Source organism: Bacillus sp. LR_5 (genome assembly GCF_042709275.1).
In genome coordinates this window covers 1-19,103 of record NZ_JAVAXX010000109.1, presented here as the reverse complement: position 1 = coordinate 19,103, position 19,103 = coordinate 1, and the positions used below count along the sequence as shown (strand labels likewise).

Genomic DNA, 19,103 nt, shown 5'->3' with positions numbered 1-19,103 from the left:
CAGTGAGTGATAAAACAATGAAAGACATACAGGCTGAAGTAGACCGTTACATCGGCCAATTTAAAGAAGGATATTTCAGCCCGCTGGCCATGATGGCGAGGCTGACTGAAGAACTGGGCGAGCTTGCCAGAGAAGTGAATCACCGTTATGGAGAAAAACCAAAAAAAGCGACTGAAGATGATAAAAGCATGGAAGAGGAAATGGGCGATGTGCTATTTGTATTGGTTTGTTTAGCCAACTCCCTTGATATCTCTTTAGAGGAAGCCCACGACCGAGTCATGCATAAATTTAATACAAGAGATAAAGATCGCTGGACCAGAAAAGAAGAAGGAAAGTAGAGGAGATCGAGATGTCAAACGAAACAATTAAAGTAGTCATTGCGGGACCGCGTGGAAGAATGGGGCAGGAAGCTGTTAAATTGGCAGAACGAACACCTCATTTTGACCTTGTCGGGGCCATAGACCATACATACGATCAGCAAAAATTATCTGATGTGATGCCTGTTGAGTCAGATGCTTTCATTTATACAGATATCCATGCCTGTTTTACAGAAACACAACCGGATGTCTTGATTGATTTAACAACGCCCGAAATCGGAAAAGTACATACAAAAATTGCATTAGAGCACGGAGTCCGTCCAGTTGTCGGAACAACCGGTTTCTCAGAAGCTGATTTAAAAGAGCTCACATCTTTAACAGAAGAAAAAGGGATTGGAGCCATCATCGCGCCAAATTTTGCGCTCGGTGCGATACTGATGATGAAATTTTCAAAAATGGCTGCCAACTATTTTGAGGATGTTGAGATTATTGAGCTTCATCATGACCAGAAGCTTGACGCACCAAGCGGAACTGCGCTTAAAACAGCGGAAATGATTTCAGAAGTCCGTAAAGAAAAGCAGCAAGGACATCCGGATGAAAAAGAAATTCTCCCAGGAGCAAGAGGAGCGGAGCAAAACGGTATTCGCTTGCACAGCGTCCGTCTTCCGGGACTGATCGCGCATCAGGAGGTCATGTTCGGCATGGATGGCCAAACGCTTCAGATACGCCATGATTCTTATAACCGTGCTTCTTTCATGTCAGGCGTTAAACTGTCAGTCGAACAAGTCATGAAGATTGATCAGCTTGTGTATGGTTTAGAAAATATCATTGATTAGACGGGGGGATAAACAATGAAAATTGCTTTGATCGCGCATGACAAGAAAAAACAGGATATGGTTCAATTTACGACTGCCTATCGGGATATTTTAAAGAATCATGATCTATACGCAACCGGAACCACAGGGTTGAAAATTCATGAGGCGACAGGTCTTCAAATTGAACGTTTTCAATCCGGCCCTTTAGGGGGAGACCAGCAAATCGGTGCACTGATCGCTGCCAATGCACTCGATCTTGTCATTTTTTTGCGCGACCCGCTGACCGCGCAGCCGCATGAACCGGATGTCTCGGCATTAATCCGTTTATGTGATGTGTATTCCATTCCGCTCGCCACAAATATGGGTACTGCGGAAATTCTTGTGCGCACACTTGATGAAGGTGTTTTCGAATTCCGTGACCTTCTTCGGGGAGAAGAGCCGAATGTATAATGCTGACGTTCTTGCTTTTGGCGCCCACAGTGATGATGTCGAGATCGGAATGGGCGGCACAATAGCGAAGTTTGTCAAACAGGAAAAAAAAGTAATGATATGCGATTTGACAGAAGCGGAACTCTCTTCTAACGGTACGGTCAGTTTGCGTAAAGAAGAAGCAGCTGAAGCAGCCCGCATATTAGGCGCAGATAAAAGAATTCAGCTAACGCTTCCAGACCGCGGCCTAATAATGAGTGATCAGGCAATTCGGTCAATTGTCACTGTCATCAGAATCTGTCGGCCAAAAGCGGTTTTTATGCCGTATAAAAAGGATCGCCATCCGGATCACGGCAATGCGGCTGCACTGGTGGAAGAAGCGATATTTTCCGCCGGAATCCATAAATATAAAGACGAAAAAAGCCTTCCGGCGCATAAAGTCAGCAAGGTTTACTATTATATGATAAATGGTTTTCATCAGCCGGATTTTGTTATTGATATCTCGGATACAATAGAGGCAAAGAAACAAAGCCTCAACGCCTACAAAAGCCAGTTTATCCCGTCAAAGGATTCCGTTTCTACTCCTCTGACGAATGGGTATATTGAAATCGTTGAAGCGAGAGAAAAGCTTTACGGTAAAGAAGCGGGCGTGGAGTATGCCGAAGGTTTCTTTTCCAAACGGATGCTGATGCTTGATCATGATGTGCTTGGGGGCGAACAATGAGAAAACTAAAAATAGGAATCACATGCTATCCGAGCGTTGGAGGCTCAGGTATCATTGCGACAGAACTGGGGAAGCAGCTTGCTGAAAAGGGACATGAAATCCATTTCATCACATCAAGCATTCCGTTTAGACTGAATACATATCATCCCAATATTCATTTTCATGAAGTTGAGGTTAATCAATATGCTGTTTTTAAGTATCCTCCGTATGATTTGACATTGGCAAGCAAAATCGCTGAGGTGGCGGAACGGGAGAATTTAGACATTATCCATGCTCACTATGCTCTCCCGCATGCCGTTTGCGCCTATCTTGCAAAACAAATGCTGAAACGCAATATCGGCATTGTTACAACTTTGCATGGCACGGATATCACGGTGTTAGGTTATGATCCGTCTCTAAAAGATCTGATCCGTTTTGCTATTGAGTCATCAGACAGGGTGACTGCCGTCTCCTCAGCGCTTGCGGCTGAAACGTACGATTTAATTAAACCGGAGAAAAAAATTGAAACGATTTATAACTTTATAGACGAGCGCGTGTATCTGAAGAAAAACACAGCGGTGATTAAAGAGAAACATGGAATTTTACCAGATGAAAAAGTCGTCATCCATGTGTCCAACTTTAGAAAGGTTAAACGGGTGCAGGATGTCATCCGTGTGTTCCGCAATATCGCTGGCAAAACGAAAGCGAAGCTGCTTTTAGTCGGAGACGGTCCGGAGAAATCGACAGCCTGCGAGCTTATCAGAAAATATGGCTTGGAAGACCAAGTCTTAATGCTTGGAAATCAAGACCGTGTTGAAGAGCTTTATTCTATTAGCGATTTGAAGCTGCTGCTATCTGAAAAAGAAAGCTTTGGCCTTGTCCTGCTTGAAGCGATGGCTTGCGGAGTGCCTTGTATTGGAACAAACATTGGCGGTATCCCTGAGGTTATAAAAAACAATGTGAGCGGATTTTTGGTGGATGTCGGTGATGTTACGGCCGCAACAGCCCGCGCGATGAGCATTTTAGAAGATGAACAGCTAAGCAATCGTTTTACAAAGGCGGCAATAGAGATGCTTGAAAATGAATTTTCTTCTAAAAAAATTGTCAGCCAGTATGAACAGATTTATGCCGATTTAGCAGAACCGGAGTGATCACATGGAAAAAGTTTTTATCAAAGCACTTCCCGTGCTCCGCATCTTAATCGAAGCAGGCCATCAGGCTTATTTTGTCGGAGGCGCAGTTCGTGACAGCTATATGAAACGAACGATCGGAGATGTCGATATCGCGACAGATGCGGCACCTGATCAAGTAGAACGGCTGTTTCAGCGGACTGTTGATGTAGGCAAAGAGCACGGGACCATTATTGTGCTCTGGGAGGATGAAACCTATGAAGTCACGACATTCCGGACTGAATCTGATTATGTTGATTTCAGAAGACCGTCAGAAGTGCAATTTATCTCATCATTAGAAGAGGATCTAAAACGCAGAGATTTAACGATCAATGCGATGGCCATGACAGCGGACGGGAAGGTGCTTGATTATTTTGGCGGCAAGAAAGATATTGATCAGAAAGTGATTCGAACCGTTGGAAAGCCTGAGGATAGATTTCAAGAGGATGCGCTTCGTATGCTGAGAGCCGTACGCTTTATGAGCCAGCTTGGCTTTACGCTTTCACCGGAAACAGAAGAAGCCATTGCGAAAGAAAAATCACTCCTCTCCCATGTTTCAGTCGAACGAAAAACTATAGAGTTCGAGAAATTGCTGCAGGGAAGAGCTTCTCGCCAGGCGCTTCAAACACTCATTCAAACGAGATTGTATGAAGAGCTTCCTGGTTTTTATCATAAACGAGAAAACCTGATTTCAACGAGTGAGTTTCCATTCTTCTCTTTAACATCCCGTGAGGAACTTTGGGCTGCTCTTTTAATTAACCTTGGCATAGTCTTGAAAGACGCGCCCCTTTTCCTGAAAGCCTGGAAGCTCCCGGGAAAAGTGATCAAGGAAGCCATTCACATTGCCGATACGTTTGGCCAGAGCCTTGACGTAATGACAATGTACAGAGCTGGGGAAAAAGCACTGCTCTCTGCGGCCAAAATATCGCAGCTTCGGCAAAACGAAAAACTGGATGAAAAGAAACTGAAGGACATTCAGTACGCTTATCAAAACCTGCCGATCAAAAGCCTTAAGGATCTTGATATCACGGGTAAGGACTTGCTTGCGCTTCGAAACCGGCCGGCTGGAAAATGGGTGTCGGAAGAATTACAGCGGATCGAGCAGGCTGTTGTGACAGGGAAGCTCTCCAATCAAAAGAAACACATAGAGGAGTGGCTGAAGACATGCGGTCAACATTAAGAAAAGACCTTATTGAATTATTTTCTCAGGCCGGCAATGAATTTATTTCCGGCCAAAAAATCAGTGATGCTCTCGGCTGTTCAAGAACTGCTGTGTGGAAGCATATTGAAGAGCTTCGGAAAGAGGGTTATGTAGTAGAAGCCGTTAGAAGAAAAGGATATCGGCTCATCAAAAAACCCGGAAAACTCAGTGAAAGCGAAATTCGTTTTGGATTAAAAACGGAAGTGATGGGCCAGCATCTTATTTACCATGACGTTCTTTCAAGCACGCAAAAAACGGCTCATGAGCTCGCGAATAATAACGCACCGGAAGGCACCCTCGTGGTGGCTGACAAACAAACAGCCGGAAGGGGCCGAATGTCTAGGGTATGGCATTCTCAAGAAGGGAACGGTGTTTGGATGAGCCTGATTTTGCGGCCTGACATTCCGCTCCAAAAAACACCGCAGCTGACTCTGCTTGCTGCAGTAGCTGTTGTGCAGGGAATAGAAGAGGCAGCAGGCATCCAAACGGATATTAAATGGCCAAATGATATTTTGATTAACGGAAAAAAAACAGTCGGTATCCTAACGGAAATGCAGGCTGAAGAAGACCGCGTACGTTCAGTGATCATTGGGATCGGCATTAACGTTAACCAGCAGCCTAATGATTTTCCAGATGAATTGAAGGACATCGCGACAAGCCTCAGCCAAGCTGCTGGGGAAAAAATTGATCGGGCCGGCGTCATCCAGCATATTTTACTATGCTTTGAGAAACGGTACCGGGATTATATGACGCACGGATTTACGCCGATTAAGCTTTTATGGGAAAGCTATGCGCTCGGTATTGGCACTAATATGAGAGCCAGAACGTTAAACGGAACCTTTTACGGTAAGGCGTTAGGTATAGATGATGAAGGCGTTCTGCTTTTAGAAACGAACGAAGGCATTAAAAAAATCTATTCTGCCGATATCGAATTGGGCTAATGTGTTGGTACAAGCCCGTTGATTTTGGTATACTTCCATTGGGCAGTATCGCCTGCGAACTGCACCTATTATTAAAATAGATAGACATTGCAGCAGTCTGCCTTGATCCAAAAAAGGACTGGGACAGAGGGATGAAACTCGCCGAACTTTAGAAAGTGAAGAATCCTTCTCGTTGTAACGGAAGGTTTTTTGGCTTGCAGAAGAAAACGGCAGATCATCTCCTCTAAACATGAGGAGGAGAAAACATGAAAACAAAACTGGATTTTCTAAAAATGAAGGAGTCTGAAGAACCGATTGTCATGCTGACCGCTTATGATTATCCGGCAGCTAAACTTGCTGAACAAGCGGGAGTTGATATGATTTTAGTCGGTGATTCACTTGGAATGGTCGTCCTCGGCCTTGATTCAACTGTCGGTGTGACAGTTGCGGACATGATCCATCATACAAAAGCCGTTAAAAGGGGTGCGCCGAATACCTTTATTGTGACAGATATGCCGTTTATGTCTTATCACCTGTCCAAGGAAGATACGCTGAAAAATGCAGCGGCTATCGTTCAGGAAAGCGGAGCTGACGCACTGAAGCTTGAGGGCGGAGAAGGCGTGTTTGAATCCATTCGCGCATTGACGCTTGGAGGCATTCCAGTAGTCAGTCACTTAGGTTTGACACCGCAGTCAGTCGGCGTACTGGGCGGCTATAAAGTACAGGGCAAAGACGAACAAAGCGCCAAAAAATTAATAGAAGACAGTATAAAATGCGAAGAAGCAGGAGCTATGATGCTTGTGCTGGAATGTGTGCCGGCAGAACTCACAGCCAAAATTGCCGAGACGCTAAGCATACCGGTCATTGGAATCGGTGCTGGTGTGAAAGCGGACGGACAAGTTCTCGTTTATCATGATATTATTGGCCACGGTGTTGAGAGAACACCTAAATTTGTAAAGCAATATACGCGCATTGATGAAACCATCGAAACAGCAATCAGCGGATATGTTCAGGATGTAAGACATCGTACTTTCCCTGAACAAAAGCATTCCTTTCAAATGAACCAGACAGTGCTGGACGGCTTGTACGGGGGAAAATAAGATGAGACAGATTACTGATATTTCACAGTTGAAAGAAGCCATAAAACAATATCATTCAGAGGGCAAGTCAATCGGATTTGTCCCGACGATGGGGTTTCTGCATGAGGGCCATCTAACCTTAGCAGACAAAGCAAGACAAGAAAACGACGCCGTTATTATGAGTATTTTTGTGAATCCTGCACAATTCGGTCCTAATGAAGATTTTGAAGCATATCCGCGCGATATTGAGCGGGATGCAGCTCTTGCAGAGAACGCCGGAGTCGATATTTTATTTACGCCAGATGCTCATGATATGTATCCCGGTGAAAAGAATGTCACGATTCATGTAGAAAGACGCACAGACGTGTTATGCGGGCGCTCAAGAGAAGGACATTTTGACGGGGTCGCGATCGTACTGACGAAGCTTTTCAACCTAGTCAAGCCGACTCGTGCCTATTTCGGTTTAAAGGATGCGCAGCAGGTAGCTGTTGTTGATGGGTTAATCAGTGACTTCTTCATGGATATTGAATTGGTTCCTGTCGATACGGTCAGAGAGGAAGACGGCTTAGCCAAAAGCTCTCGCAATGTATACTTAACAGCTGAGGAAAGAAGAGAAGCGCCTAAGCTGTATCGGGCCCTTCAAACAAGTGCGGAGCTGATCCAAGCCGGTGAAAGAGATCCTGAAGCGGTGATAAAAGCTGCAAAAGAAATCATTGAAACGACTAGCGGAACCATAGACTATGTGGAGCTTTATTCCTATCCGGAACTCGAGCCTGTGAATGAAATTGCTGGAAAGATGATTCTCGCTGTTGCAGTTGCTTTTTCAAAAGCGCGTTTAATAGATAATATCATTATTGATATTCGAGAAATGGAGAGAATATAATATGTATCGAACAATGATGAGCGGCAAGCTTCACAGGGCAACTGTTACGGAAGCAAACCTGAACTATGTGGGAAGCATTACAATTGATGAAGATCTCATTGATGCTGTGGGAATGCTTCCTAATGAAAAAGTACAAATTGTGAATAATAATAATGGAGCACGTCTTGAAACGTATATTATTCCTGGTAAACGGGGAAGCGGCGTCATATGCTTAAACGGTGCAGCCGCACGCCTTGTGCAGGAAGGAGATAAGGTCATTATTATTTCCTACAAAATGATGTCTGATCAAGAAGCGGCAAGCCACGAGCCGAAAGTGGCTGTTCTGAATGATCAAAACAAAATTGAACAAATGCTGGGAAACGAACCAGCCCGTACAATTTTGTAGAAGAAAAGCCCCCTTTATCGGGGGTTTTCTTTTAAGATTTTGAGAGTAAAACGGTTTTGCCGCTCCATTTCCGTACAAAACGTGTTACACTTTTGTCGTATGCAAGAATTGAGGTGTCCATTTTAATGAATAAGCAACGGTTCGTTGTTATAGATGTAGAGACAACAGGGAATTCGCCGAAGAAAGGCGATAAAATCATACAAATCGCAGCGGTTGTAATCGAAAATGGACAAATTACTGAGCGGTTTTCAAAATACATTAATCCAAATAAATCAATCCCTGCTTTTATTGAGCAGCTTACTGGAATCTCTAATCAAATGGTAGAAAATGAACAGCCATTTGAAGCAGTTGCTGAAGAAGTATTCCAATTGCTTGACGGTGCTTATTTTGTCGCCCACAATATCCATTTTGACCTTGGATTTGTCAAGTATGAGCTGCATAAGGCGGGCTTTCAGCTCCCAGATTGTGAAGTGCTTGATACTGTCGAGCTCTCACGCATTGTTTTTCCGGGATTTGAAGGGTATAAGCTGACGGAATTAAGCGAGGAGCTTCAGCTGCGGCATGATCAGCCGCACCGGGCTGACAGCGATGCTGAAGTGACAGGGCTTATTTTTTTGGAAATCCTTGAAAAGCTGCGGCAGCTTCCTTATCCGACTTTAAAGCAGTTAAGAAGGCTTTCGCAGCATTTCATCAGTGATCTGACGCATTTGTTGGATATGTTCATTAATGAAAACAGACATACCGAGATACCGGGCTATACGCGCTTTTCTTCGTTTTCTGTCAGAGAACCTGAAGCTATCGATGTTCGTATAAATGAGGACGAGAACTTCTCATTTGAGATCGAAAGCTGGGAAGCGGGAAATGAAAAAGCGCTGTCAGAGTTAATGCCTGGGTATGAAAAAAGAGACGGCCAAATGATGATGATGAGAGAGGTGGCTGATGCGTTTGCCAATCGTGAGCATGCGCTGATTGAAGCTCCTCCAGGCATCGGAAAAACGATTGGCTATCTGATTCCGGCTGCGCTTTTTGCCAAGAAATCAAAAAAGCCGGTCATAATCAGCACGTATTCGACGCTTTTACAGCAGCAGATTCTCACAAAGGATTTGCCGATTGTCCAAGATCTGTTTCCATTTCCGGTAACAGCGGCGATTTTAAAAGGGCAATCGCATTATTTATGCCTGTATAAATTTGAGCAGGTGCTTCATGAAGAAGATGATAATTATGATGCCGTACTGACAAAGGCACAGCTTCTCGTTTGGCTGACAGAGACAAATACAGGAGATGTAGCGGAACTGAATTTGCCTTCAGGCGGAAAATTGCTGTGGGACAGATTGGCTTATGACGATGACTCCTATAAAAGAAGTCGCAGTGAGCATGTGATCGGTTTTTACGAGCGGGCCAAACAGATTGCTATGCGCTCCGATTTGGTGATCACCAATCATTCCCTTTTGCTGACCGATGAAGGCAGCCAGAAAAAAAGGCTTCCCGAAAGCGGCACATTTATTATTGATGAAGCACACCATTTTGAACGTGCGGCAAGCGAACATTTAGGGAAAAGAGCCACGTACATAGAATTGCATATGAAATTGAGCAGAATCGGCACTCTGAAGGAGCAGGGACTTCTAAAAAAGATGAGACAGCTATTCCAGCGAAACAGCCTGCCGGTTGATTCATTTTTCGAATTGGAAGAGTGGCTTCAGCACGTTCAAGCAGAAAGTGATGCTTTCTTCAGCTCTGTACATTCTTTTGTCAAACGAAGAAAACCTAAAGAAGACTTAAACCGTCTAGTGTTTAAGGTGAACAAAGAAAGCCAGGATAAAAGCTGGTCGATCTTAACGGATGGTGCGGAGAGGCTTTGTTCCATGCTGACACATTTGCAGCAGCTTTTTGAGGCACAGTCATCCCTGATGGAAAAACATTTGAAGGGTATGAAGAGCAAAACCGTCTTTTTAGCCGATGAATACCAAAGAAGCATGAAAGGCTTGCAGCATTACTGTCAGACGTTGCAGAAGCTCTTCTTTGGGTCTGATGACGATGAAGCGGTTTGGATTGAAATAGATGCAAAGGGTGCGAAAAATGCAGTGGCCATTTACGCACAGCCTCTTGAACCTGGTGAACTTCTGGCTGATCAGTTTTTCGCGCGCAAAAATAGTGTGGTGCTGACATCTGCAACCCTTACAGTCGAAGATTCTTTTCAATTTATGATTGAACGACTGGGACTGAGTGACTTTTTCCCGCGGACAATGAGAATTGAGTCACCCTTTTCTTACGATGAGCGTATGCAGGTGATGATTCCAAAGGAAATGAAATCAATTCAGGATACAGGGCAACCTGAATTTATACAGGATACAGCCCGTTATATCGAACTGATGGCAAAGGAAAAACAGCCTAAAATTCTTGTGCTGTTTACATCCCATGATATGCTGAAAAAGGTTCACCAGGAGCTTAAGCATAACATGAGTGCTTCCGGCATTCAGCTCTTGGCACAAGGGATTACAGGCGGAAGTCCCGGCAAGCTGATGAAGACTTTTAAAACATCCAATCAGGCGATCCTGCTCGGAACAAATCATTTTTGGGAAGGCGTTGATTTCCCTGGTGATGAGCTGACGACAGTAATGATCGTGAGGCTCCCATTCCGGTCCCCTGATCACCCGCTTCATGCTGCAAAATGTGAGCTTGCCCGCAAAAAAGGAAAGAATCCGTTTCAAACAGTGTCATTACCGGAAGCTGTGCTGACCTTCAGGCAAGGAATCGGACGCTTGCTGCGTTCTGCGGGAGACAAGGGAACGATTATGATATTGGACAGACGGATTAAAACCGCTGGTTACGGCCGGCTGTTTCTTGATGCCTTGCCGACAACCTCAGTATCCGAAATGACTGACAGCGAGCTTGAAGCTTATGTTGCAGGGGAAAAAGAATAAAAGCCGCATAAAGCGGCTTTTGCGGTGTGGGAGTAGGATGGTGTTTTATTTAAAAGCGGATTTCCCGCTCTGTGATACTAGTATGGCGTGTCCTGAAATGGAGTATGACTTACAATATTTGTTCAAACTGGAGGATGAAAAAATGGAAAGTAAAATCGAAATTCTTTCAACAATTAATGTAGAGCATTCTGATGATCTGTATAAAATTGTGGACACATTGAATCGTACACTGAAAAGAGAAAATCTGATGTTCGGCCTTGCACTGGATGAAGAAAACAAAAACCAAGCCGTTTTTACCATTTATCGTACGTAGGTGAGAAGATGAGAAAAAAAGCATTAATATTTACCGTCATTTTTGGTATTATTTTTTTAGCAGTACTTCTTGTCTCGGCAAGCATTTATAAATCAGCCATGGCACAAAAGGAAGAGGGGCACGAAGCAGCAGCTGCTGAAGCTAAAAAAGAAACCGATCTCGCCAATGTTGATCAAGTCGAAACATTTGTCGGAAAAGAAAAATATTATGTTGTAAAGGGAACGGATAAAAAAGGCACTGCATTATATGTCTGGGTTCCTGCTGATAAAAAAGCAAAAATTCTCTCAAAAGAAGCGAAAGAGGGAATCTCTGAAGACAAAGCGGCGAAAATCATAAAGGATGAAGGGCTGGTTTCAAAGCAAAAAGAGGTTCATCTGGCAAGAGAAGGAAACGTCCTGCTTTGGGAAGTGACGTACTTAGACAAAGAAGGGCAATACAGTTTAAGTTATGTGGACTTTACAACTGGAAAGATTCTCAAAAATATCACGCCTTAAGACGAATTAGGGGGAGTTCAAGTTGAAACTGGCAAAAAGAGTATCCGCATTAACACCATCAACCACACTGGCAATCACAGCGAAAGCGAAAGAACTGAAAGCCGCAGGCCATGATGTCATCGGCTTAGGAGCAGGCGAACCTGACTTCAATACACCGCAGCATATTATTGATGCCGCTGTGCGTTCGATGAACGAGGGCCATACGAAATACACGCCTTCCGGTGGTTTGGCTGAACTGAAAAACAGCATTGCAGAGAAATTTAAACGCGACCAGAATATTGAATACAAACCGTCTCAAATTATTGTCTGCACTGGTGCCAAACATGCTCTGTATACCCTTTTCCAAGTGATTTTGGATGAAGAAGATGAAGTTATTATTCCAACGCCTTACTGGGTAAGCTATCCGGAGCAGGTGAAACTCGCTGGCGGAAAGCCTGTTTATGTAGAAGGGCTTGAGGAAAATCACTTCAAAATTTCGCCTGAGCAGCTGAAAAATGCAATTACGGAAAAAACAAAAGCAATCGTTATTAACTCTCCAAGCAACCCGACTGGTGTCATGTATACGGAAGAAGAACTATCTGCACTCGGTGAAGTGTGCCTTGAACATGATATCTTGATTGTGTCAGATGAAATTTATGAAAAACTTACATACGGCGGAAAGAAACATGTTTCCATTGCACAGCTGTCAGACAGACTGAAAGAGCAAACGGTCATTATAAACGGCGTATCAAAGTCCCACAGCATGACAGGCTGGAGAATCGGTTATGCGGCAGGCTCTGAAGACATTATTAAAGCGATGACGAACCTTGCAAGCCACAGCACGTCAAACCCGACATCAATCGCACAATACGGAGCGATTGCTGCTTATAACGGGCCTTCTGAGCCATTGGAAGAAATGAGAGAAGCATTTGAACATAGATTAAATACGATCTATGCAAAGCTCATAGAAATTCCAGGGTTCAGCTGTGTGAAGCCGGAAGGTGCTTTTTACTTGTTCCCAAATGCAAAAGAGGCAGCTCAATCTTGCGGTTTCAAAGATGTAGATGAATTTGTTAAAGCGCTTCTCGAGGAGGAAAAAGTTGCGATTGTTCCAGGATCCGGATTTGGCTCTCCTGAGAATGTCCGTCTTTCTTATGCAACATCGTTAGATCTTCTTGAAAAAGCCATTGAAAGAATCAAGCGTTTTGTAGAAAAACATAGCTAACAGATCAAAAAGCGGCTGACAGAAAAGCCGCTTTTTATCTGCATTGACCCGGTTAGTTAAGAGCGGGTATAATAAAGTGATGATAAAAGAGTTCGCGGGGCAATGAGCTTCCGAATGTCTTTCTTGTTTTGGAGGGAAATATGTTGAAAACAACAATCAACCAAGTGTACAAGCACGTAGGTGAGGAAGTAATGATCGGAGCTTGGGTCGCTAATAAGCGTTCAAGCGGGAAAATTGCGTTTTTACAGCTTCGGGACGGTACCGGTTTTATTCAGGGTGTCGTAGTAAAAGCGGAAGTGGAAGAAAGCATTTTCCAAACAGCTAAATCAGTGACGCAGGAAACGTCGCTCTATATAAAAGGGATTGTCAAAGAGGACGAGCGTTCTCCGCTTGGATATGAACTTGCTGTGACAGATATTGAAGTCATTCACGAAGCGACCGATTATCCAATTACACCAAAAGAACACGGAACGGAATTTTTGATGGATCACAGACATTTATGGCTGCGTTCAAAGCGCCAGCATGCGATCATGAAAATCCGTAATGAAATCATTCGCGCGACTTACGAATTCTTTAATAACGAAGGCTTCGTAAAAGTGGATCCGCCGATTTTGACTGGAAGCGCACCTGAAGGAACAACAGAACTCTTTGCGACAAAGTACTTTGATGAAGATGCATATCTGTCTCAAAGCGGCCAGCTCTACATGGAAGCTGCGGCAATGGCTTTAGGAAAAGTATTCTCTTTCGGACCGACATTCAGAGCGGAAAAGTCTAAAACAAAGCGTCACTTAATCGAATTCTGGATGATCGAACCGGAAATGGCGTTTGTAGAATTTGAAGAAAACCTTCAAGTACAGGAAAATTACGTTTCTTTCATCGTGCAATCAGTTCTTAAGAATTGTAAAATTGAATTAAACACATTGGGAAGAGACACGTCAAAACTTGAGCAAATCAAAGCCCCGTTCCCAAGAATTACGTATGATGAAGCGATTGAATTCCTGAAAGAAAAAGGCTTTGACGATATCGAGTGGGGAGATGATTTCGGAGCGCCTCATGAAACAGCGATTGCTGAACACTATGACAAACCGGTATTCATCACTCGCTATCCGACGTCCTTAAAACCGTTCTATATGCAGCCGGCTTCTGACCGTGAGGACGTTGTGCTTTGCGCTGACTTGATTGCGCCGGAAGGCTATGGAGAAATCATCGGCGGGTCTGAACGGATTCACGATATGGAACTTTTGGAATCGCGTCTTAAAGAACATGGACTGGATTCTGACGCATATAAATGGTATGCTGAACTTAGAAAATATGGATCAGTTCCTCATTCCGGCTTTGGCCTTGGATTAGAGCGGACAGTAGCTTGGATCAGCGGAGCGCCTCACGTTCGTGAAACGATTCCGTTCCCAAGACTGTTAAACCGTCTGTATCCGTAATACATTCAAATGAAACAAAAAAGAGTCTCCTGCAAGGGAGACTTTTTACAGTAAAGGGGCAATCACAATCCTTTACAGTAAGAGGTGTGACGATGAAAAAACAGCAATTTATTGATATGCAGGAGCAGGGAACATCAACCATCCCCAATCTTCTGCTTACGCATTATAAACAGCTTGGGCTTAATGAAACAGAACTTATTCTGCTGTTAAAAATTAAAATGCATTTAGAAAAAGGATCATATTTTCCTACACCGAATCAGCTGCAGGAAGGTATGTCAATTTCTGTTGAAGAATGTACAAACAGATTGCGGATGTTTATTCAAAAAGGCTTTCTGTTTATTGAAGAATGCGAGGATCAAAACGGCATCAAATTTGAGAAATATTCTCTTCAGCCTTTATGGGGGAAGCTGTACGAGTATATTCAGCTTGCACAGAATCAAACACAGGAAAGAAAAGCAGAAGGGGAACAAAAAAGCCTTTATACCATTTTTGAGGAAGAGTTCGCAAGGCCGTTATCGCCTTTGGAGTGTGAAACGCTGGCGATCTGGCAGGACCAGGATCAGCATGACGCACAACTGATCAAACACGCGTTAAAAGAGGCTGTACTATCAGGAAAACTCAGTTTCCGCTACATTGACCGGATTTTGTTTGAATGGAAGAAAAACGGGCTTAAAACTGTGGAGCAGGCAAAAATACACAGCCAAAAATTCAGGCGTGTACAAGCAAAGCAGAATGAACCGCAAAAAGAGTATAAAAGGCAGGTTCCTTTTTACAATTGGCTTGAACAATAAAGTGAAAAGGTGACAATCGTGTTAAATCTAAAACAAATTGAATTCTGTTTAGACAAGATAGGTGACATGTTTCCTCATGCGGAGTGTGAACTGGTTCATTCCAATCCTTTTGAATTAGTGGTGGCTGTTGCTTTATCTGCGCAATGTACAGATGCACTTGTAAACAGAGTGACCAAAACATTATTCCAAAAATATAAACGGCCGGAAGACTATTTGGCTGTTCCGCTGGAAGAGCTTCAGCAGGATATTAAATCAATCGGTTTATATCGTAATAAAGCGAAAAATATTCAAAAGCTGAGTAAAATGATTATTGAAGATTACGGCGGAGAAGTGCCGAGAGACCGCGATGAGCTTGTCAAACTGCCAGGGGTCGGGAGAAAGACCGCAAACGTAGTGGTATCCGTTGCGTTTGGCGTGCCGGCCATAGCCGTAGATACCCATGTGGAGAGAGTCAGCAAACGATTGGGCATTTGCCGGTGGAAGGACTCGGTTCTGGAAGTTGAAAAGACGCTGATGCGCAAGGTTCCCAAAGAAGACTGGTCCGTTACGCATCACCGGCTTATTTTCTTCGGCAGATATCACTGTAAAGCCCAATCTCCGCGCTGTGCGGAGTGTCCGCTGCTTTCTTTGTGCAGAGAAGGGCAGAAGAGGGATAAAAAAGGACTGGTAAAACGATGACGCAAGCAAAAGAAGTGTTGGCTTCTTATGAGCAATACTTGCGCAGTCTTGGCCAGAAGAGTTCCTCGGATATGAAGAAAACCTTGCAGACCAATCCCGTGTATTTTGATTTCTGCACGGAATTACAAGGCGATTTGCCATGGGAAGACAGCGGGAAATACGTTCCGCTTTTATTTGAAGTGTGGGATGACATCAAAGCATCACTTCTCCCAGTCTTTCAAACACGAAAATCGAGATGTGACCAAAACGAAATGTTAAAGGGCATTGTGTGTTTGCTGGCTTCGTTACATTGGACAGCAGGTGAGCCGGTGAAATCGCTCGATTGGCAAGAATTGAGGGAGAAATCATATCCCGCAAAGCCGATTAATTGGGCTGAACGAGTGGAATTTATTCTTCTTAAGCCGACCCAATACCATTGCTTTATTCAGCTTGATGAGCTGTTTACCGAAATGAAAAAGCATTTTTACAAATATCATGCGATGAATCGATAAAACCTCCTGTTAAAACGGGAGGTTTTTTATTGTGTACCAAAAAAGCCATCACCCCAAAGGTGACGGCTTTTTTGTTTAATTTGTTTTTTCAATGGATGATGAGTTTGTTTGTGTTTTATTAGATGTGTCTGTTTTATTTTTATTCGTGTCAGAACCTGTTGAATCATTCTTACCAGAGTTCGAATCACCATCCGACGTATCCTGGTTGTTACTGTTGTCGTTATCGTTATCGTTTGATTGGTCTTGGTTATTGTTGTCGGACGGATTGGTGTTCGTATTGTCTTGTTTTTTGTCTTGATCGTTTGTTGAATCATCTGTCTGATCTTGATCCGTCTGACCGTCATCTTTTTGAGAATCATCAGTTTGTGTATCATCCTGAGTCTTCTCATCATCTTGTTTTTCATCATCCGTTTGTTGCTGGTCTTTTTTATCTTCATCGTCTTCAGCTTTTGGCACCTCATAGGATGTGGAAGCTGTACTTTTGCCATCATCACTGACGGCTGTTACTTCGAATTTGTACACAGATCCTGGCTGCACACCCGATATGACTGCCTCTTTTGCAGAGCTGTTTTGAATTTCTGAGTAGCTGCCGCCATCAACAGATTGCTTAACAGCAAAGGTCGCATCTCCGTCGTAATTCCAGCTTAACGTTAAAGATTGATTGTCTTTATCGTATTTCACGTTTAAACCAGACAGTTTAGCTGTTTCCTCTTTTTCTTCTTTCTCATATGTTTTAGAAACAGTAGAAGGAGCTGTGCCTTTAACAAAGTACTCTGTGAGCTTCTTATCGCTTGGCGTATTTGGCCCTGCCAGTTTTGCAGGGTTTGAGCCTTTTTCTACAGAGGCTTCCACTACGCTGTCAGGTTTCTCAAATGATCCGCTTCCGTCATCGACATCGGCGATGAGCTGGGCGAAGATGCGCTTTGCAACTTTTTGCTCTTCAGCTGAAAGTGATTTCTTTCCAGCCTCGTTTTCTCCCATTCCCGTCCAGACGGCAGCTGTATATTGCGGTGTGTAGCCAACGAACCAAGAATCTCGGGCGCCACCGCTAGCGATATTGTACCTTTTGACTTCATTATCATCAAAGTTAGTCGTTCCTGTTTTTCCTGCAACTTCTACACCAGGTACTTGTGCAAGCTGTCCAGTACCTGTCTTCACAGCTGTTTTCAGCATATCTGTAATCATAAACGCAGTATAATCACTCATGGCTGATTTTGATTTTGGTGTTAAGTCAAGCTTCGTGCCATCGTTAAATTCGATAGATTTTACAAAATGCGGTTCATTATACGTTCCGTTATTTCCAAACGCGCTGTATGCACCTGCCATTGTCAGAGGAGAAACACCATCGTTCCCACCGAAACCGCCAATAGAATAGGCCTCTGTTACATTATCTTTTGTTAAACCAAGCCCGAGTCCATTTGCAAAGTCTACAGCAGTATCTTTACCGACTGCCTGGAATGCTTTTAAAGCAGGTATATTTCTTGATTGGGCCAGAGCGTAACGCATTGAGATAGGCCCTAGATATTTGCGGTCCCAATCACGAATCGGTTTTCCGTTAGAATACGTATAAGCTGAGTCATCAATTTGTTCGTATGTGGACCATTTCTTATTTTCAATAACTGGTCCGTAGTCCAAAATCGGTTTTATGGTCGAACCAGGCTGTGCCTTAGTTTGAGTAGCATAGTTAAAGCCTCCGACAGGCTGATTGCGTCCCGCACCAATCGCTCGGACTTCTCCGTTTTTGGTATCGAGAAGCGTCACACCGCCCTGCATGCCTTCAGTAAATCCGACGGTGTCTCCGTCCATTAATTCATCTAGTTTATCTTGTGCTTTTGTATCTAATGTCGTATAGATCTTTAATCCGTCAGCAGATGGATCGACATCAGATTTTTCATCAATTTCCTTCATAACCTCTTCAACAAATGCGCTGTATTTGTTTGTACTTGCTTTTTCATATTCCTTCTGTGACACGACGCCTTCGTCTTTCACTGCCACTTTTTTCGCTTTGTTATATTGAGAATCAGAAATAAATCCTTGCTTTTTCATCAGACTGAGTACGATGTTCCGTCGTTTTTCCGCTTTATCCGGGTTTTTGACCGGGTTGTACGCTGTTGGGCTCTGCGGCATTCCTGCAAGCGTCGCAGCCTGTTCGACAGTCAATTTGCTTAAATCTGTAACGCCGAAAAATTCTTCCGCCGCTTTTCCGATTCCGTATGCTCTAGGAGAAAAATAAATCCGGTTTAAATACATTTCTAAAATTTCATCTTTAGAGTAATTGCGCTCCAGCTGAATCGAAAGCCATACTTCCTGCACCTTCCGTTTCAACGTTTTCTGATGTGAAAGAAGGGAGTTTTTGACGACCTGCTGGGTGATCGTACTTCCGCCTTCAGCCCCGAAGCCGTCTTTAAAGTTGGCAACTAAAGCACCGCCGATACGGACAGGGTCAATCCCGTGGTGCTCATAAAAACGAGCGTCTTCTGTCGCGATAAAGGCTTCTTTTACAACATCGGGAATTTCATCTATCGAGACGTAGGTCCGTTTTTCGGCGCCGACTTCGGCGATCTCTTTTCCATTTTTATCATAAATCGTTGATGAATAAGGCGTCTTCAATTTGCTTTCATCAAGGGACGGCGCATCAGAAACCATGACGGCAAATGTAACAGCACCGCCGACTACGCCTAAAACAAACAGAATGAGTAAAGTGAAAAGGGTCTTTTTAAACAATCCGCCCTTTTTTCGTTTCTTGCCTTTTTTCGGTGAAGGACTCGACTTGCTGTTCGCTTTTCGTCGAGCTTCACGGCTGTTAAATTGATCTGACATAACATCTCAACCTTTCGTTAATCAACCTTTCGCACCAGATGATGGCGAAAAATA

General features: G+C 43.7%; 19 protein-coding genes. 18 read left to right on the top strand and 1 reads right to left on the bottom strand.

From position 1 onward, the window contains the following. Positions 1-2: 2 nt before the first annotated feature. The 18 genes from RAC86_RS20165 (at position 3) to RAC86_RS20080 (ending at position 16,229) form a co-directional block, all read left to right on the top strand. The gene (locus RAC86_RS20165) at positions 3-338 is read left to right on the top strand and encodes a nucleotide pyrophosphohydrolase (RefSeq protein WP_004398044.1); all 336 of its coding nucleotides are present in this window, start codon (positions 3-5) and stop codon (positions 336-338) included. 11 nt (positions 339-349) lie between these two features. Further along, positions 350-1,153 carry a 4-hydroxy-tetrahydrodipicolinate reductase gene (gene dapB, locus RAC86_RS20160; protein ID WP_003230638.1) on the top strand — a complete coding sequence of 268 codons (804 nt, stop codon included), beginning with the start codon at positions 350-352 and terminating at the stop codon, positions 1,151-1,153. 15 nt (positions 1,154-1,168) lie between these two features. Further along, entirely contained in the window at positions 1,169-1,582 is a 414-nt protein-coding gene (gene mgsA, locus RAC86_RS20155; RefSeq protein ID WP_003230640.1) for a methylglyoxal synthase, read from the top strand. Then, positions 1,575-2,285, top strand: a complete 711-nt coding sequence (gene bshB1, locus RAC86_RS20150; RefSeq protein WP_003230642.1) for a bacillithiol biosynthesis deacetylase BshB1 — start codon at positions 1,575-1,577, stop codon at positions 2,283-2,285. Before mgsA ends, bshB1 begins: the two co-directional genes overlap by 8 nt. Further along, complete coding sequence (bshA, locus tag RAC86_RS20145; protein WP_014480111.1) at positions 2,282-3,415, top strand: N-acetyl-alpha-D-glucosaminyl L-malate synthase BshA; 1,134 nt, start codon at positions 2,282-2,284, stop codon at positions 3,413-3,415. The genes bshB1 and bshA overlap by 4 nt, the downstream gene beginning before the upstream one ends. 4 nt (positions 3,416-3,419) lie before the next feature. Beyond that, entirely contained in the window at positions 3,420-4,613 is a 1,194-nt protein-coding gene (locus RAC86_RS20140; protein ID WP_131227536.1) for a CCA tRNA nucleotidyltransferase, read from the top strand. Next, on the top strand, positions 4,598-5,575 hold the full coding sequence (locus RAC86_RS20135; protein ID WP_377885984.1) for a biotin--[acetyl-CoA-carboxylase] ligase: 978 nt from the start codon (positions 4,598-4,600) through the stop codon (positions 5,573-5,575). The genes RAC86_RS20140 and RAC86_RS20135 overlap by 16 nt, the downstream gene beginning before the upstream one ends. Before the next feature lie 245 nt (positions 5,576-5,820). After that, positions 5,821-6,654, top strand: coding sequence for a 3-methyl-2-oxobutanoate hydroxymethyltransferase (gene panB, locus RAC86_RS20130; RefSeq protein WP_377885983.1), 834 nt, complete (start codon positions 5,821-5,823; stop codon positions 6,652-6,654). Position 6,655: 1 nt separating this feature from the next. Further along, positions 6,656-7,516, top strand: a complete 861-nt coding sequence (gene panC / locus RAC86_RS20125) for a pantoate--beta-alanine ligase (protein WP_377885982.1) — start codon at positions 6,656-6,658, stop codon at positions 7,514-7,516. Position 7,517: 1 nt separating this feature from the next. After that, positions 7,518-7,901: an aspartate 1-decarboxylase gene (gene panD / locus RAC86_RS20120; protein WP_003225586.1), complete on the top strand. Its 384-nt coding sequence runs from the start codon at positions 7,518-7,520 to the stop codon at positions 7,899-7,901. A 125-nt stretch (positions 7,902-8,026) separates the two neighbouring features. Beyond that, positions 8,027-10,822: an ATP-dependent DNA helicase DinG gene (gene dinG, locus RAC86_RS20115; RefSeq protein ID WP_377885981.1), complete on the top strand. Its 2,796-nt coding sequence runs from the start codon at positions 8,027-8,029 to the stop codon at positions 10,820-10,822. A 142-nt stretch (positions 10,823-10,964) separates the two neighbouring features. Then, complete coding sequence (locus RAC86_RS20110) at positions 10,965-11,135, top strand: YpmA family protein (RefSeq protein WP_015251828.1); 171 nt, start codon at positions 10,965-10,967, stop codon at positions 11,133-11,135. 8 nt (positions 11,136-11,143) lie between these two features. Next, a complete protein-coding gene (gene tseB / locus RAC86_RS20105) occupies positions 11,144-11,629 on the top strand; it encodes a cell wall elongation/penicillin-binding protein regulator TseB (RefSeq protein ID WP_014477164.1) in 486 nt (161 codons plus the stop codon). A gap of 22 nt (positions 11,630-11,651) precedes the next feature. Next, positions 11,652-12,833, top strand: coding sequence for an aspartate transaminase AspB (gene aspB, locus RAC86_RS20100; RefSeq protein ID WP_003230667.1), 1,182 nt, complete (start codon positions 11,652-11,654; stop codon positions 12,831-12,833). A gap of 143 nt (positions 12,834-12,976) precedes the next feature. After that, positions 12,977-14,269 carry an asparagine--tRNA ligase gene (gene asnS, locus RAC86_RS20095; RefSeq protein ID WP_377885980.1) on the top strand — a complete coding sequence of 431 codons (1,293 nt, stop codon included), beginning with the start codon at positions 12,977-12,979 and terminating at the stop codon, positions 14,267-14,269. A gap of 92 nt (positions 14,270-14,361) precedes the next feature. After that, the gene (dnaD, locus tag RAC86_RS20090; RefSeq protein ID WP_004398499.1) at positions 14,362-15,060 is read left to right on the top strand and encodes a DNA replication protein DnaD; all 699 of its coding nucleotides are present in this window, start codon (positions 14,362-14,364) and stop codon (positions 15,058-15,060) included. Positions 15,061-15,078: 18 nt separating this feature from the next. Then, positions 15,079-15,738 carry an endonuclease III gene (gene nth / locus RAC86_RS20085; RefSeq protein ID WP_009967580.1) on the top strand — a complete coding sequence of 220 codons (660 nt, stop codon included), beginning with the start codon at positions 15,079-15,081 and terminating at the stop codon, positions 15,736-15,738. Beyond that, entirely contained in the window at positions 15,735-16,229 is a 495-nt protein-coding gene (locus RAC86_RS20080; protein WP_029726783.1) for a YpoC family protein, read from the top strand. Before nth ends, RAC86_RS20080 begins: the two co-directional genes overlap by 4 nt. Before the next feature lie 75 nt (positions 16,230-16,304). Here the strand turns inward: RAC86_RS20080 and RAC86_RS20075 are convergent, their stop codons facing one another. After that, on the bottom strand, positions 16,305-19,049 hold the full coding sequence (locus RAC86_RS20075) for a transglycosylase domain-containing protein (RefSeq protein ID WP_088467250.1): 2,745 nt from the start codon (positions 19,047-19,049) through the stop codon (positions 16,305-16,307). Positions 19,050-19,103: the final 54 nt, after the last annotated feature.